This window comes from Endozoicomonas sp. GU-1 (genome assembly GCF_027366395.1).
Classification (GTDB): Bacteria; Pseudomonadota; Gammaproteobacteria; order Pseudomonadales; family Endozoicomonadaceae; genus Endozoicomonas.
In genome coordinates this window covers 3781702-3797630 of sequence record NZ_CP114771.1, presented here as the reverse complement: position 1 = coordinate 3797630, position 15929 = coordinate 3781702, and the positions used below count along the sequence as shown (strand labels likewise).

Below are 15929 nucleotides of genomic sequence, written 5' to 3'. Positions count from 1 at the left end.
CTTTCCTCACCCCTTAATCTTTTAAACGGCCACGCTTTTAAACAGCCGCAGCACCGCTGACAATTTCAGACAATTCCTGTGTGATCGCAGCCTGACGGGCCTTGTTGTAGACCAATTGCAGGTCATCAATCAGGTTTCCGGCATTATCGGTGGCACTCTTCATGGCCACCATTCGAGCCGCCTGTTCACAGGCATTATTTTCAACCACCGCCTGGAACACCTGAGACTCGATATAACGTACCAGCAGGCCATCCAGCAGCTCTTTGGCATCAGGCTCATACAGGTAGTCCCAGGGTCTCTTCAGGGACGCGTCATCATCTGGTACCAATGGCAGCAGTTGCTGCACTTGCGGCGTTTGGGTCATGGTGTTGACGAAGTCATTGTGCACCACAAACAGACGGTCAATTTGCCCCTCGTCGTAACGGTCCAGCATCACTTTAACCCCACCAATCAGGTCGGCAATGTTGGGTGAGTCCCCAATATGCGCCATGGCTGCCACGACGTTACCACCATAGCTGCGGAAAAAGGCGGCAGCCTTGCTGCCAATCAGACAGAGGTCGATGCCGACACCCTGGTCAGTCCACGCCTTCATGCTTTCTACAGTCTTCTTGAACAGGTTAATGTTCAAGCCACCGCAGAGACCACGGTCAGTGGAGACGATAATGAAGCCAACACGTTTGACCTCACGCTCAACCATAAAGCTGTGCTCGTACTCTGCATTTCGCGTTGGCGATGTGTCCTACCACCTGACGAATACGCTCAGCGTATGGGCGGCTGGTTTCCATCCGCTCCTGGGCCTTACGCATCTTGCTGGCAGCCACCATTTCCATGGCGCTGGTAATTTTCTGTGTGCTTTTAATGGACGATATCTGCGTCCGTATCTCTTTTGCCCCGGCCATAATCAGTTTCCAGTTGTCAGTGATCAGTGGTCAGTTATGGGTGGCCAGTTGCCAGTCAGGCTGTTCACTGCCCACTGACAACTGCCCACTGACAACTGATCACCATGTCTGGGTGGCCTTGAACTTCTCAATAACTTCTTTAAGGCCTGCTTCAATCTCGCCGTTGTAGTCCCCGGACTCATTGATGGTCGCCATCAGCGCACTGTGCTCAGCATTGGCATAGCTGATCAGGGCGGCTTCAAAGTCACCAATCTTGTTCAGGGCCACATCTGCCAGGAACCCTTTCTCAGCGGCAAAGATGACCAGCCCCATTTCCGCTACCGACATGGGGGCGTACTGGGTCTGCTTCATCAGCTCAGTCACCCGCTGACCATGCTCCAACTGCTTACGGGTGGCTTCATCCAGGTCAGAAGCAAACTGGGCAAACGCCTGCAGTTCACGGTACTGGGCCAGTGCCAGACGGATACCACCGCCGAGCTTCTTGATGATCTTGGTCTGGGCCGCACCACCTACCCGCGATACCGAGACACCGGCGTTCATGGCAGGACGGATACCGGCGTTGAACAGGTCGGTTTCCAGGAAGATCTGACCGTCGGTGATGGAGATAACGTTGGTGGGTACGAAGGCTGATACGTCACCGGCCTGGGTTTCGATGATGGGCAGTGCGGTCAGGGAACCGGTCTTGCCTTTCACTTCACCGTTGGTGAACTTCTCAACGTAATCCGCATTCACCCGTGCCGCACGCTCCAGCAGACGGGAGTGCAGGTAGAAGACATCGCCAGGATAAGCTTCACGGCCCGGTGGACGACGGAGCAGCAGGGAAATCTGACGATAAGCCCAAGCCTGTTTGGTCAGGTCATCGTAGACGATCAGGGCATCTTCACCACGGTCACGGAAGTATTCCCCCATGGAGCAGCCGGCAAACGGTGCCAGAAACTGCATGGCCGCAGGATCAGCCGCACCGGCTGCCACCACAATGGTGTGGTCCATGGCACCGTGCTCTTCCAGCTTGCGCACCACGTTGGCAATGGTGGACTGCTTCTGACCCACAGCAACATAGACACACTTAACGCCTGTGCCTTTCTGGTTGATGATGGCATCAATAGCCAGCGCGGTTTTACCAGTCTGACGGTCGCCGATGATCAGCTCACGCTGGCCACGGCCGATGGGCACCATGGAGTCAACGGCCTTGTAACCGGTTTGCACCGGCTCATCCACCGACTGACGGGCGATAACGCCGGGTGCTACTTTTTCCAGGGGAGAGGTCTGCCCGGTTTGCAGGGCACCTTTACCATCAATGGGGTTACCCAGGGCATCGACTACACGCCCGAGCAGTTCATTGCCCACGGGTACTTCAAGAATTCGACCGGTGCACTGAACGGTCTGGCCTTCAGCCAGATCGCCGTAGTCACCCAGGACCACTGCACCGACAGAGTCACGCTCAAGGTTCAGCGCCATACCGTAGACATTGCCCGGGAACTTGATCATCTCCCCGTACATGGCATCCGCCAGACCATGAATACGTACAATACCGTCAGTTACGCTGACAATCGTGCCCTCATTCTGGGCTTCACTGGACACATCAAGCTGCTCGATTCTGCTCTTGATGATGTCACTGATCTCGGAAGGATTCAGTTGCTGCATAGCTTACCTGCCCCACTTAACCACAAAAGTACAGTTTTATTGATTCTCAACCCGATGGCTTATTCCGCCCTGGGCACTATTGCTGTTGGCACCTGACAGAAGCCTGAGTGAAAAACTGCACCTTTGGGCTCATGAGCGCCGCGGCCTCCTACTCTCTATTGTTGAGCTCAAGGCTGTATTGATTACTCAGGAAATCATCGCATCGGCCAGCTTGCCCAGCCGGGCACGGAGACTGCCATCAATGACCAGGTCACCCGCTTTGACGATAACGCCACCTAAAATGCTACTGTCGATCTCTGTCACCAGTTGCACAGAACGTCCAAGTCTGGCCGCCATTTTTTCTGCCAGTTTATCTTGCTGCTCCTGACTCAGGGGATACGCTGACGTCACCTGCACCTGCTGGGAACGTTCTTCTTCCGCTCGCAACCGGGCATACAGGACAGCAATTTCAGGCAGCAGTTGCAGACGACGATGTTCTGACAACACCCGAAGGTAATTCTCAAACGGCTGATCCAGTGAACCGTCGCCCTGACACAGTCCGATAATGGTTTCTGCCTGTTGCGCACCACTCAATTGCGGATTACCCAGCAGCTCAACCACTTTCTGGTATGCGCTCACACTGGCACAGAGCGAGAGCATGTCAGACCATTCGCTCAAACGTGATGCATCACGGGCATATTCAAATGCCGCTTTGGCGTAGGGACGGGCACAGGTTGTTAATTCCATGATCTCCAGCCCTCTTAAAGTTCCGCCGCCAGATCATCAACCAGCTTGCTGTTCGCTGCCTCGTCCAGACGTTCACCCAGAATTCGTTCGGCACCGGCAATAGCGAGGCTTGCCACCTGCGTCCGCAATGCTTCACGAGCCCGGTTAGCGTCCTGCTCAATTTCAGCAGCAGCAGCGGCCTTCAGGCGGTCACCTTCAGCACGGGCCTGTTCTTTGGCGTCATCGACAATCTGGTTTGCGCGCTTGTTGGCTGACTCAATGATGCCCTGGGCTTCAGCTCTTGCTTCTTTCAGCAGTTCAGCAACCTTGTCATTGGCCTGAGCCAGGTCTTTTTCTGCTTTATCAGCAGCAGCCAGACCATCGGCTATTTTTTGCTGTCGGTCACTCAGCGCTTTGGTCAGAGGTGGCCACACATATTTCATGCAGAACCACACAAAGAACATAAAAGCGATGGATTGGCCGATCAGAGTTGCATTTAAATTCACGCCAACACCTCTTTTAGTTAATGTCGTTGGCTCCTTTCAGAGCCTGGCCTTTTCTCAACGCAGGTCGGCTCCCGGGGGAACCGACCTGCGTGGCTTGGCACCTGGTCGGGCATTAACGTCTTTGCTTAGAGCAGTCCAACGAACGGGTTAGCAAAGGTGAAGAACAGGGCAATACCAACGGCAATCATTGGGATCGCATCCAGCAGACCCGCAACGATGAACATTTTGGTTTGCAGCATAGGTGCAGTTTCCGGTTGACGGGCAACCCCTTCCAGGAATTTGCCGCCCAGCAGGGCAAAGCCAATACCCGTTGCCAGCGCCGCTACACCCAGCATGATGGCAACACTGATTACTGTCAGACCAACTACCAGTTCCATATTTCCTCCCGACTTTTCAGGTCGTGTGTTGTGAGATTCAGTGGTTAGTTAAAGTAAATTTATCCAGTGGGCAGCTCTCCTGAAGGATACGCTGCCCGGTTACCTTTCACTCAGTGTTCTTCATGAACGCTGCTCAGATAAACAATGGTCAGGGTCATGAAGATGTAAGCCTGAAGGGTAATAACCAGAATGTGCAGGACAGCCCAGCCAAAATGCAGTGGCAGCTGCGCCCAGCCAATCATGGCAATCAGGATAAATATCAGTTCACCGGCATACATATTGCCGAACAGTCGCAGCCCCAGGGAAACGGGTTTGGCTAACAGGGACACCGTTTCCAGCAGCAGGTTGACAGGAATCAGAATAACCTTCGCCAGCGGATTCTTGCTGGAGAATGGGTGTAAAGCCAGATCAGAGAACAGGCCAGACACACCTTTCACCTTGATCCAGAAGAAGAGCATCAGGAAGAAGACACTGATCGACATGGACATGGTGATGTTCGGGTCTGTCGATGGCACGATCTTCATGTAGGGAATGCCTGCCAGTGTTGCCAGACCGGGAATCCAGTCCACAGGAATCAGGTCCATCAGGTTCATGAAGAAGATCCAGACAAAAATGGTCAGGGCCAGGGGTGCAATCAGTGGGTTTTTGCCATGGAACGATTCGCGAACGCTGGTGTCAACAAATTCGACAATGGACTCAATGGCATTTTGCAGCTTACCGGGAACGCCAGCTGTGGCATTTTTGGCAACAAAGCGGAACAGGAGAACAAACACAAAGCCGAGGAACACCGACCAGAGCATGCTGTCTACATGAATTGCCCAGAACCCCATTTCTTTGGCTTCAGCGGGGGTCAGAGCAAAAGTCCAGGTTGGCTCGGTGAGAACACCCTGAGGATGCCCATAAGCATCAACTCGCTGATAACCAGCAGGCAGCTGACCATACGTCAAATTCTGCAAGTGGTGCTGTATGTATTCAGTAGCAGTATTTGCCATGGCTAATCCTGTTCATCATCCATTACATTGTCAATATCAAAGCTGCCCGACCCTCAACATCCGATCTGAAATCAGACCAGGCCGTAAGCAGCTTTTCCACTTAAACACTCTTCAGCAATCAACCGCCATGGGCGGGGCGTTGTCTACCAACCATTACTTGACTGGCTTTTGCCGACGAACCACCAGCAATGGAGCAAACCAGCTGACTGCCTGAACCATGATAAACGTTCCAAACAGTGCCAGGGGTTCCAGCGGTTTAACCAGGGTAAACACCAGAATAAAACCCGCTGTGGTCAGAACCAGTTTGCCAGCTTCTCCACGGTAAAATGAGCTGACAATCAGTTTTGCCGAGCGTGCGCCACGATAGCGGAACGCTCGCCATACAAAATATGCATTGGGCAGTGAGCAACAGAGTCCTCCCAGAAACGAAGACAATGCAAAAGTGATTCCCAGGGGAAGCAGTGCCAGGGCCAGCACCGCGGATACCACCAACTGGGCGACAATAACACGATGCACTGGTGGCTGTTGGAGCCACATGTATTGACGATGATCAGAACGACCGGACTTGCGGCTGGCAAATCCAGACCAGTCATCACGACCCATTGCTATCTGCTGCTTCCAGGCTTTTGCTTCTGACATACTTCCGTTAACTACTGCTCAGTTATCTTTCCCCGCTTTCATCAGGAAAAGGGGGAGCAAAAGATTATTGCATGCACACCGCGTAATACTTTGTTGGATTATGTCAGTACCTGTTATTTGATTGATGATTTCTGACATCCCAGCGGCCGCAGTATATGGGTAATAGTACCTATATTCAACCGAAACCATACCTACCAATTAATATTTCACAAAGTCATAAAACATAGAATTCGGTAGAACAGCCGGTCAGCACGCGCCGTATAAGGGAAAAGGGAATATGCCCTGACATTTAGCTGGTAAAAGCAGCGTCTGAGAAATCAAATGCCCTGTGTATAGAAATCAAACGTTTTCAAAGGGCTTGCTTGCAAGGATGAATTGGCACAGCTGAGTAAAAACTGTACTTTTGTACTTTCTCTTATGGGTCAAAAGATAAAAATGACGCTTCAGGTTCAGCCCTGTCACCCCAATCGTTGCCATATGCCCGGTATCCAGAGTGGACTTTGCCGCCAGACTTGAAATACAGGCGATGCCAACACCGTCACTGACCGCCTGTTTCACCGCTTCTGAACGGTTCAGCACCATGGCAACCTTAGGCGACGACAACTGAGTAGCAATCATCTCATCGAACAGTTCCCGCGTACCCGAGCCCGGTTCTCTTAATACCCACAACTCATTGGCCAGTGAAGAGAGTGGAATATTGCCCTTATTGGCCAATGGATGATCCGGACTGCAAATAATCACCAGCTCATCTTCCAGCCATGTGGTTACCTCGATATCCGGATGCAGGCAGACACCCTCAACGACCGCAAGATCTGTGTTGAAATCCAGCAGCCGCTGCTCAATGACGCGGGTATTATCAATTTCCAGATCAATTCTGATACCGGGATAACTCTCCCTGAATCGGGCAAGCATTTTGGGCAACAGGTTATTGCCTATGGTGGAGCTGGCATTCAAAACCAGAGAACCCGACTCATAGGATCCATCCCCGGCAAACTGGTTTTCCAGCTCCTTTGCGCGATCAATCAATTCGGATGCCTTTGGCAACAGGGCACGACCGGAATCATTCATCTTCAAACCTGCGCCCTGATTACGGTCAAACAGTGGTCCCAGGTGTTTTTCCAGTTCCGATAACGCCATGCTGGCCGCTGGTTGAGAAATATGCAAACTCTCAGCAGCACCAGTCACCCTTGCGTACTGAGCCACCGCCCGAAATATTTCCAGCTGACGAAGCGTAATATGCATTTAATGTACAGCCTATTCCATCAACAGAATCAAGGCATAAGAATACTTGATAGGCTCACAAAGTATTATTGATTTTTATAATAATTTCACCGACATATACTAAAATCATTGTTATCCCATCACTGAATTTATTCAGTTAATTCGAGTTGTATCATGAAAAACAGTGGTATCAGCGGCTGGGTTGAGCTGAAGAAACAGACCCCCTATTTTGAAACGATCGTAACTTGCAGACGCATTCTCAGAAAGACAACGCCGTGGAATGATATGGCACTCTTCTTTAAAGAAGCTGACAAGCATATTAAGTAGTCCTCAATTAGTATCTTGGTAAAGTTGTTAATATCAGCCACTTTTAAGTGGCTTTTTTATTATTGTCAAAACAAAAACGCATAATACATCAAACCAGAACAACCGCTATCGATATTAATCTGAAAATTCTAAAAAGCATTAAAAACAAATATTAATTTCCACATCTTGAACAAAAATAAAATTGCATAAATGTTTTAGCGATATTTTCAATATTCCAAAATATATTCAAAACTTCTATCTTAGCAATCAAATTCAAAAAAGAAATTTCACCAGCTTTTTAATTTACACTCACCGTGTTTATGCTTTAGAACCAACCACCCTTAATAAAAATTGTACCTTAGTACACTAAATGAAAATGGCAGAAACCAAATTTGTGTTCTATATAAACTCATTGATTAATAACGAAACGCTGTTTTTAATAGTTACTATGAGTTCAAACTTTAAGGTGTCCTATCTTATTTACTCAGAAATTAAGCTATTTTAGCAACGATTCCTTATTTCGAGTCTGAGCTATTGCACATAGATAAGGCTCGTAATTTCTTATACACACATTTGATATGGAATAACCATGAAAAAGATAACGTCACTATTAACCGCGCTTGCGGTTTCTGCGGTTTCTTCATTTGCCCTGGCTACCGGGTGGGATGATGGCTGGACGGATAATGATATTTTTGTTGGCCTTGAAGGTGGCTATGCCAAGACCAAAGTAAAGCTTGACGGTACCGGCTCATCGGTTGATGACAGTGACAATACTGGCTTTTTCGGGCTTCGCCTTGGCGGCTTTATGGATGACGAGGCCAGAGTCTATTTCACTGCTGGTTATCTTAAGCCGAAAGACGCTCAATGGGGCTCTAACGGTGTCGATTTTAAAGTTCACGACATTAAGCAGCTTAACCTTCTGGTTTCTGCCGATTATCTGTTTATGCCTGAATGGGATGTTCAGCCGTTTATTGGTTTAACCCTTGGTGCCACAGAAACAAAAGCCAGTGGGTCTTTTACTTCAGGCGGCACGTCAGTTGAAGACAGTTTTAAAAAGAAATGGGGCTTTGCCTACGGTGCCCAGGCAGGGGTAATTTATCAGATTGACAATATCGATCTGGAAGCTGGTGTAAAATACCTGACTAACGGCATTTCTAACCATTTTCAGGGGCTTGAGGATACCAAACTGAAAGTAAACGACTCTTGCCAAGCTTACGTTGCCGCATCCATCCACTTTTAAATGACTCACCAAAGGCCCTGCTCCGTTATCAAGTCAGGGTCTTTTTTTAACTACTCCCTGATTACATGCGGCACAAACCTTGAGCTGTCCCGGGTTATCACCGAGTTATCTTCCCTTATACCGATACCTGCAGGACGATCAGCAATAACCCAGCTGCCGATCAGAGTATGATTTCCGGCAAATACCGGCAGAGGCTGATATTTCTGTAGAACATAGCCACTATCGACATAGGGCCCATCAACGGTCACCGTCGTCTTACCATTGTCCATCACTGCGATGTTTGCACCTTCTCTGGAAAAAACCGGTTTCTTAACGTAGTGACTTCCCAGGTCATCTCCCGGTTTTTCATCCTCGAAATAGCAGGGTAAAAGATTAGGGTGTCCTTTAAATTCCTGCCACAGAAGGGGAAGGATGGCTTTATTTGACAGAATGGCCTTCCACGGAGGCTCGAAAAATAATGTATCGCTGCCCGGAAGGTAACTCCCAAACGCTTCTTCAAACATAAACTCCCAAGGGTAGAGTTTAAACATTCCGGGAATGGTTCTATCTTCCAGGTCGGTAAACTGGCCCTCCGGACTGATACCGATGTCCTCAGTGTAAATAAACTGTGTGCCAAGCCCTGCCTGAACAGCACAGTCACGGAAGTATTCAACGGTTCCATAGTCTTCTTCGGAGTCCTGGCTGCAAGAGAAGTAAAGTGGCTCACCGGCCATCTTCTGCTTTTTCAGTAGCACCAGTGCTTCAATCAGCATTTCCTGAATGATATTGAACTGATCGATGTCTGGCGGAAGCTTCTTCTCTTCCACCATCTGCTCCAGCCAGAGCCACTGAAAAAAAGCGGATTCATATAATGATGTGGGCGTGTCTGCATTATATTCATAGAACTTGGCAGGTGATTGACCATCGTATGAGAAATCCATTCGTCCATACAGATGGGAATCCCTTCTCAACCAGGAATCACGCACATAGTCCCAGAAAAACCGGGGAATTCGCAGACGCTCCATCAGCTGTTCTGAATTCACAGCTTGATCCACCAGATGCAGACACATCTGATGGATCTCTGCGGTAGGATCTTCTATATCCTGCTCGACCTGATTCATGGTGAACTGATAATAAGCAGTCTCATCCCAATAGGCTTCCCCACCAATAGTGTGGAACTTAAACCCAAGGGACTCCGCCAGTCTGGTCCAATCTTTTCTTGGCGCAGAGGTAATACGCAGCATTATCCCCCCCAGCTTCCTCGTGCGGCAGAACGGCTGCCAAAACCACCACGCTTCATGGTAGTACTTTTTATTGAAGGCTTGGTCAAAGAAGGCTTGGCCGTTGCTTTTTTATCAACGATGACCTTTCCCTGCTGATAACTGCTGCCAACCCTATCGTAGTTCCCCGTCCGGAAAAAACCGCCACTGCCAAGATAGAGAGGAATAACCGTAAAAGAGCTTCTGCTTGAGCCAGGCTCTGCGGCAAGCATAAAGCCTTCCATGGTTGGAATATACTCTCCGGAAGCCAGTTGCTGACATGTCGTGCCGAAGTCCTGCTGGCAGTCTGAGACGGCATTATATTTGGGTGCCATCATTAGATGGTTCTGCCAGGCCTTGTTGTATTCATACCGGCAAACCGAATCGGATATCACGCCATCACTGATGCAACTGGCTACGTCTTTATAAACCAGCGCTTCTCTGGCGGAGTCTGTGCAGCCACTGAGCACAAACGGAGCGGTTCCCATAATGGCAAGCTGCAACTTCTTTGAACGCTTCATTATTCCCTTAACTCCGGTACTAATAGGTCAAACAGGCAGCGTTCAATAAACCGGCTGCGATTGATACTCCCCCCAGCCAGATACCAGAAGCCAGCTTATTGTCTGCAATATGCTCTGAGATTTGCGGAATAAACAGTCTTAGTCCAAAAAATGTAGCCAACTGAACAATCAGGGCAACACCGCCCCAGAGCGCCATATCCACCAGGTCAATCGAGTTTTCAATGACACTGGCCAGGGGCAGAACAAAGCCGATTAAACTGCCAGCAAAAGCAATGGCAGCAGCCGGCACATCCGCCCTGATCAATTTCATCTCTTCATGGGGAGTACACCAAGTGTAAACCAGGACATAAATCCCCGTTAATACCAGCGCAACGGCAAAATAGGCAAGAAAAAGAGGAACTCCGGCCAAATAGTCGGTAATGGCGATCATATTGTTACATCCTGAACATTATTGGAACTGACTGACAAGGATACCCTTGCCAGACCGGAAATTCATTCATGCCGTAATGGTCAAGTGATCGTCATGGCTGAAAGATCAAGATCAAACCCTAAACTTACGACAGCTGTAGCTTCATCCTCACCGCTGAACTCAAGGGACGCCAGGAGATATTCATAACGCTCACTGCCACTGATTTGTCGCTGATAGAGCATGGCCAGATGGTCTACATCATAAGCCGTTACCGACTCATCACGACTGTGAACCGTTTCCGTGAAATTGACCGGTTCAATCCGACCGGGAACCGCCTCATCCCAGACCCGGCGGTAATCTGTTTCATTCAGCTCAAAGCGCTTATCACCAATCAAACCAGAGTCACTGACCCAAAGGCTCGCACCGCTCTCACTGGCAATGTTATGGGTTTGTGCAAAGACAAAGAATTTTATGTCATCAATGTTCTGCGTTTCATAACCGCCACTGGTTGATATCTGAATAAAGCCATCATCCGACGTATAAAAGCGGCACAGCGAGGCACCGGCCCCTAAATCAATGAAGCCTGCTGCCTCAATCGTCTGAATCCCTTCTGGCAAGGTGAATCCCAACTGTTCACGGATCATCTGGAAAGGTAACAAATCCAATTCAACCGCACTGCCCAACCGCAAATTAAGCGGCGATGGTAAAGAAACACTCTTGCTTTCGTCTTCTTCTTACGTTTAAACCAGTCAAAGATCATAAAAACAAACCACCCTTTGAAACGCTTGATAGAGAAATCGGGACTATACTCTTAAACCCCTGACAGATGGCTACGAATAGAAAGAGAACGCGTTATGTCTGAGTCATCACTGGCGCTATTTCTGATAGCGACCCTGATCCTTGCCCTGGCTCCGGGGCCGGATTTACTGTATATCACCACCCGCGGGCTTTCCCAGGGAGCCATGGCCGGATTCATTTCTGCACTGGGTGTTCATACCGGTGTACTTATCCATACTATCATTGCATCTCTCGGGCTGTCTGCCCTGATAGCCTCGTCCACCATGGGCTTTTCGCTGATTAAATATGCCGGGGCGGCTTATCTCTGTTACCTGGGAATCCGAACGCTCTTTTTTTCGAAAGGTGAGAATAGCAATGAACAGTGTATTTCCAACGCCGCCCTGAAAAAGATTTTTTATCAGGGTGTGATTACAGATGTGCTGAATCCGAAAGTCATTCTTTTTTTTCTGGCTTTCTTTCCGCAATTCATTGATCCGTCGAGCCCCTCGGCTCACATTGATATCTTAATGCTCGGCCTGACGTTTGTGCTGGTAGCCTTTCCGATTGATGCAGCTGTTGGGCTGTTTGCTGGCAGTGTTGGCAAACAAATACTCCACTGCAAGCAACGCATGCAGTGGGGCAAATGGATGACAGGCTCAGCGTTCATTCTTCTCGGCATCGGGACAGCATTTACCTCGCCCCCATCATGACTAACCCTGACGAGCCTTCAGACGTTCCAATACGCTGGAGGCATCAGCATCCCCCTTGGTGATACCCGCCGCCTTGAGTTTGGCCTGCAGATCATTCTCAGCAGTATCACCGGAAAGTTCACTGGCCGCTTCCATCTGGGCAGCCCTCTCAGCCTGCCGTTGTTTGATTCGTTCCAGAGAATCGGTCGCTGTCGCCATTTTTGAGTTAACACCGCTGTGTTTGGCGGCACAGGCAGCCTGTGCTTTTTGTACGGACTCTGTCGCTTTAACCGTATCAACCTGCTGCTTAAGACGACGAAGGTTGGCTTCTGCATCCGTAATGGCCTTTTTCAGGCTGACGATGCTGCCCGCAAAGCTCTTTTCCATTTCCAGTTCTGAATGAAGCTGCGCCTCATACTCGGCAATCTTACTGGCAACATCTGTAGCCAGCGATTCATCGCCCTGATCCAGGGCTTTTATGGCGTAGCCTTCATACTCAGCCACTTTTTCCTTCAGCTCGGCACACTTTTGTGAGGAGAGTTTTTGCTTGGCCATGATGCCAGCCAACTGAGTCTTGGACTGCTGCAGCTGATCACTCGCCTCACGAATTTCCTGATCCAGAATACGCAAAGCATTGCTGTCTGCAATCGCTTCACCGACTTCGTTGGTCGCCCCTTTCAGGGCCGTCATCACTTTACTCCAAATGCTCATGGTATTTACCTGTTTTAATGCTTGATGGTATTAAGCCACTGACTCAGAAGCCAGGTGATTCCCATAGGCTTCTGTCGCCTTGATGGCATTGGCTGCCAGTGTTTCTATTTCCTGCACGATATTCTGCAGTGAAGACGATGAACTCAGTGCACCAAAAATGGTGTAGTACTCATTGCCATCCGGAAAGCGATCCAGACTGATCGTCGACAGCGGAAATAATTTGTGAGTACGCAAAACCTCATCATTTAACGCAACCGGGTCCTTGACCAGTGAAAAAGGCCAGAGCACCGCATCGGCAATAATCTGCTCCCCGGAAACCGTCAGGTAGATAGGCAGATCACCAAACTCAACCATACTGATTTCCAGACAGGGCTCAGTCCCATCCACCAGATTCAACACCGCATTACCACTGGTACTCAGTGGGTCATTAGCCAACGCTTCGTATAAGCTTTGAATCGTCCAAACACTTGATGACTGGGTCATGATGGTAGGTCCTGGTGGTTGATAGGAATCGATTTGCCGTAGTTGCTGCTCAATGTCCCGCAGCAGGCTGGCGTTTTCTGGCATAATCCAGATTTCTTTTTTTACCAGCCCCTGCTCTCTCATCCTGGAGCGAAACTGTCGCTGATAATGTGCAGCGTTTTTCCGCAAGGCCATGAATGAACTCTCTGTATCAGTGGGTTGCCTGACCAGTTCAGTGATCAGGCAACCCATTACATGTAACAAATATTACATGTAATATAAAGGTCGTATTATTTTTTTCAACTGCCTGCTATGTAAACTTTTTATCACGCTTGCGAAAAGATAGCGTCTTATCGTCGCCAATACGCCGACGTAAACATCACCAGAACGGTAATGACCTCCAATCGTCCCATCAGCATGCCCGCTGCCAATACCCACTTGGCCATATCGGGCAGTGGTGCAAAGTTTCCTGCAGGACCAATAATGTCTCCAAGCCCCGGCCCAACGTTGGCAATGGCTGTGACCGCTCCTGTCAGGCTGGTAATAAAGTCCAGCCCCATCAAACTGAGTAGCAGTGTGATAATGCCTGTCAGCATCAGAAAGAAAAAAGTGAACCCGACAAATGAGCGAATAATATCAGAGGTCAGTGGCTGACCATTGTATTTCATGCTGAAGCAGGCCCGGGGGTGGCTCAACAGCTTCAGCTGCACATTAAGTAGCCTCAGCCCCAACTGGAAACGAAAGATCTTAACGCCACCAGTGGTAGAGCCTGAACAACCGCCAATAAAACTCAGGAAGAAAAATGAAGCTCCGGCAAAACCTCCCCACATTGAGTAGTCGGTAAGGGCAAAGCCAGTGGTACTTATGACAGATGTCGTATTGAAGGCAACCAGAGTCAGTGCAGCAAAAATGCCGTAGTCAGAATTCAACACTAACCAGGCTGTCATGGTGACCCAGAGAAACCCAATCAGTTTAAGAAAGCCCCAAACCTGACAATCTTTCCACAACGGCTCGGCATTACCCGACAGAAATCTTACCAACAGAACAAAGGGAAGACTGCCCACCAACATAAAAATGATGCCAGTCCAGTGGATGGCAGGGTTGTCAAAATGTGCCATTGATGCATCGGAGGTGGAGAAACCACCGGTTGAGAGCGTTGCCATTGCGTGGTTGATGGCTTCAAAAGCCGTCATTCCTCCCATGTAATAGGCCATGGCACACAATGCGCTCAACCCCAGGTATATCTGAACGATCCGCTTGGCAATCACACCGGATCGGGGCATTACTTTTTCCGACCAGTCGGAAGACTCACTCTGAAACAGACGCATACCACCCACCTTAAGAAAAGGCAGAACCGCAACCGCCATGACAATAAAGCCAATCCCCCCCAACCATTGAAGGACTGAGCGCCACATCAAAATACCCGGATTCATATCATCCAGACCGACCAGCACCGTAGAGCCCGTGGTGGTAATGCCTGACATGGTTTCAAAGAATGCATCGGTAAAACTGATTTCTGTTTCAAAAATAAAAGGCAGCGCACCAAACACACAGACCAATATCCAGCTTGAGTTGGTCAACAGGAAAACCTCCCTGGACCGGAATCCAAAGGCTTCTGTTTTGCACGACCAGCTTAAGATACCACCCACGACAAACGTCAGCAGTGGCGACAGTGTGAAAGCCAGGTAGTGAGCAGGCGTATTAAAAAAAATATTAGTAACCAGCGGGATACACATCAGTGCCGCCAGCGTCATCAATAATAGTCCAATGACGTATAGTACAGGTTTGTAATGCATGGTCTTAAAGAAACTTGAGAGCTTTTGCGTTTTGTTCTCGAAAAATAATGATCTGGCTCATCAGGCCTATGGTCTGAAACTTTTTTTGGTTCAGCAGGTCTGAATGACGGGAAAACAGCCAACGGCCAATTATCAGAAAACATTATTATCAGTATGCGCAGGTGTGTCTGTAAAAGCTTACACCTAGCCACTCTGTATATTCCCATACCAATCCATGAGCCAGATGATGGGGGAGAAGTCATTGTATCAACCATCTTAACACGACGGCTGACTATGAAAAACTGAGGTAAATCACCACAGAGGTTGAATAGTTATGGGTACAGACATACATGCATACGCTGAGTTCAGAAATAATGTTGGGCAATGGGAAGAAATCCCGGACTATAAACCTTTAAGCGATCGCGATTATGATGTTTTTTCATTTGTTGCCGGTGTTCGTTTCAGAAACGACTTCCTATAACTATGACAAGCCCTTGCGAGACAGAAACATTGAAGCGACTCGTGTTCCCGAAGAGTTCGTTACTCATACTGTCAGAGAGGCTCTGGGTGAAGGTTATTTTCAGGACCTGGCTCAGCTACAAAAGAGTAAAGCAGAGCGCATCGTCTTTTGGTTTGATTCATGACGCTGCAGTTCTTCAAGCCCATGGGAACAGTAGTATTTGAACTCTTGCCCTATTCATTCGTAACTAAACAACAACCTGGCTGCATGCTTGCCAACAAAAAAATCCCGATAAATTGCTTTATCGGGGTTTGCAGCCTTGAGCAAACTCAAGGTAAACGACATTGATTTCGATATG

General features: G+C 48.9%; 16 protein-coding genes and 2 pseudogenes. 3 read left to right on the top strand and 15 right to left on the bottom strand.

Translation table 11 applies throughout. The features are described from left to right. Positions 1–37 precede the first annotated feature (37 nt). The 8 genes and pseudogenes from atpG to O3276_RS15885 form a co-directional block, all read right to left on the bottom strand. Positions 38–899, bottom strand: a pseudogene (gene atpG, locus O3276_RS15920) (F0F1 ATP synthase subunit gamma). Positions 900–998: 99 nt separating this feature from the next. Then, entirely contained in the window at positions 999–2543 is a 1545-nt protein-coding gene (gene atpA, locus O3276_RS15915; protein WP_209276722.1) for a F0F1 ATP synthase subunit alpha, read from the bottom strand. A 186-nt stretch (positions 2544–2729) separates the two neighbouring features. Continuing rightward, entirely contained in the window at positions 2730–3269 is a 540-nt protein-coding gene (locus tag O3276_RS15910) for a F0F1 ATP synthase subunit delta (RefSeq protein ID WP_286196553.1), read from the bottom strand. Between the two features lie 14 nt (positions 3270–3283). Next, positions 3284–3754, bottom strand: a complete 471-nt coding sequence (locus O3276_RS15905; protein WP_269672207.1) for a F0F1 ATP synthase subunit B — start codon at positions 3752–3754, stop codon at positions 3284–3286. A gap of 125 nt (positions 3755–3879) precedes the next feature. Further along, on the bottom strand, positions 3880–4131 hold the full coding sequence (atpE, locus tag O3276_RS15900; RefSeq protein ID WP_020581950.1) for a F0F1 ATP synthase subunit C: 252 nt from the start codon (positions 4129–4131) through the stop codon (positions 3880–3882). Positions 4132–4241: 110 nt separating this feature from the next. After that, positions 4242–5123: a F0F1 ATP synthase subunit A gene (gene atpB, locus O3276_RS15895; protein WP_269672206.1), complete on the bottom strand. Its 882-nt coding sequence runs from the start codon at positions 5121–5123 to the stop codon at positions 4242–4244. Between the two features lie 153 nt (positions 5124–5276). Continuing rightward, positions 5277–5762: a F0F1 ATP synthase subunit I gene (locus tag O3276_RS15890; RefSeq protein ID WP_269672205.1), complete on the bottom strand. Its 486-nt coding sequence runs from the start codon at positions 5760–5762 to the stop codon at positions 5277–5279. 339 nt (positions 5763–6101) lie between these two features. After that, positions 6102–7004, bottom strand: coding sequence for a LysR substrate-binding domain-containing protein (locus tag O3276_RS15885; RefSeq protein ID WP_269672204.1), 903 nt, complete (start codon positions 7002–7004; stop codon positions 6102–6104). 874 nt (positions 7005–7878) lie between these two features. Here O3276_RS15885 and O3276_RS15880 point away from each other — a divergent pair. Next, the gene (locus tag O3276_RS15880) at positions 7879–8529 is read left to right on the top strand and encodes an outer membrane beta-barrel protein (RefSeq protein ID WP_269672203.1); all 651 of its coding nucleotides are present in this window, start codon (positions 7879–7881) and stop codon (positions 8527–8529) included. 50 nt (positions 8530–8579) lie between these two features. On the opposite strand, the gene O3276_RS15875 is transcribed toward O3276_RS15880, so the two are convergent. From O3276_RS15875 to O3276_RS15860, 4 genes and pseudogenes are all read right to left on the bottom strand, one after another. Then, positions 8580–9752 carry a glutathionylspermidine synthase family protein gene (locus O3276_RS15875; RefSeq protein ID WP_269672202.1) on the bottom strand — a complete coding sequence of 391 codons (1173 nt, stop codon included), beginning with the start codon at positions 9750–9752 and terminating at the stop codon, positions 8580–8582. Beyond that, positions 9752–10288 carry a DUF1190 domain-containing protein gene (locus O3276_RS15870; protein ID WP_269672201.1) on the bottom strand — a complete coding sequence of 179 codons (537 nt, stop codon included), beginning with the start codon at positions 10286–10288 and terminating at the stop codon, positions 9752–9754. Before O3276_RS15870 ends, O3276_RS15875 begins: the two co-directional genes overlap by 1 nt. 19 nt (positions 10289–10307) lie before the next feature. After that, positions 10308–10718: a DUF350 domain-containing protein gene (locus O3276_RS15865; protein WP_101747451.1), complete on the bottom strand. Its 411-nt coding sequence runs from the start codon at positions 10716–10718 to the stop codon at positions 10308–10310. An 80-nt stretch (positions 10719–10798) separates the two neighbouring features. Then, positions 10799–11392 (bottom strand): annotated as a pseudogene (locus O3276_RS15860) (DUF2491 family protein); the annotation flags it as partial. Positions 11393–11551: 159 nt separating this feature from the next. Between O3276_RS15860 and O3276_RS15855 the strand changes: the two are divergent. Beyond that, the gene (locus O3276_RS15855; protein ID WP_101747453.1) at positions 11552–12184 is read left to right on the top strand and encodes a LysE family translocator; all 633 of its coding nucleotides are present in this window, start codon (positions 11552–11554) and stop codon (positions 12182–12184) included. On the opposite strand, the gene O3276_RS15850 is transcribed toward O3276_RS15855, so the two are convergent. The 3 genes from O3276_RS15850 to O3276_RS15840 all read right to left on the bottom strand — a co-directional run bounded on the left by O3276_RS15850 (position 12185) and on the right by O3276_RS15840 (position 15090). After that, positions 12185–12874 carry a PspA/IM30 family protein gene (locus tag O3276_RS15850; RefSeq protein WP_269672200.1) on the bottom strand — a complete coding sequence of 230 codons (690 nt, stop codon included), beginning with the start codon at positions 12872–12874 and terminating at the stop codon, positions 12185–12187. Positions 12875–12904: 30 nt separating this feature from the next. Next, positions 12905–13531 carry a YjfI family protein gene (locus O3276_RS15845; protein WP_269672199.1) on the bottom strand — a complete coding sequence of 209 codons (627 nt, stop codon included), beginning with the start codon at positions 13529–13531 and terminating at the stop codon, positions 12905–12907. Positions 13532–13686: 155 nt separating this feature from the next. Continuing rightward, positions 13687–15090, bottom strand: a complete 1404-nt coding sequence (locus O3276_RS15840; protein ID WP_269672198.1) for a TrkH family potassium uptake protein — start codon at positions 15088–15090, stop codon at positions 13687–13689. Between the two features lie 449 nt (positions 15091–15539). Between O3276_RS15840 and O3276_RS15835 the strand changes: the two genes are divergently transcribed. After that, entirely contained in the window at positions 15540–15755 is a 216-nt protein-coding gene (locus tag O3276_RS15835; protein ID WP_269672197.1) for a hypothetical protein, read from the top strand. Positions 15756–15929: the final 174 nt, after the last annotated feature.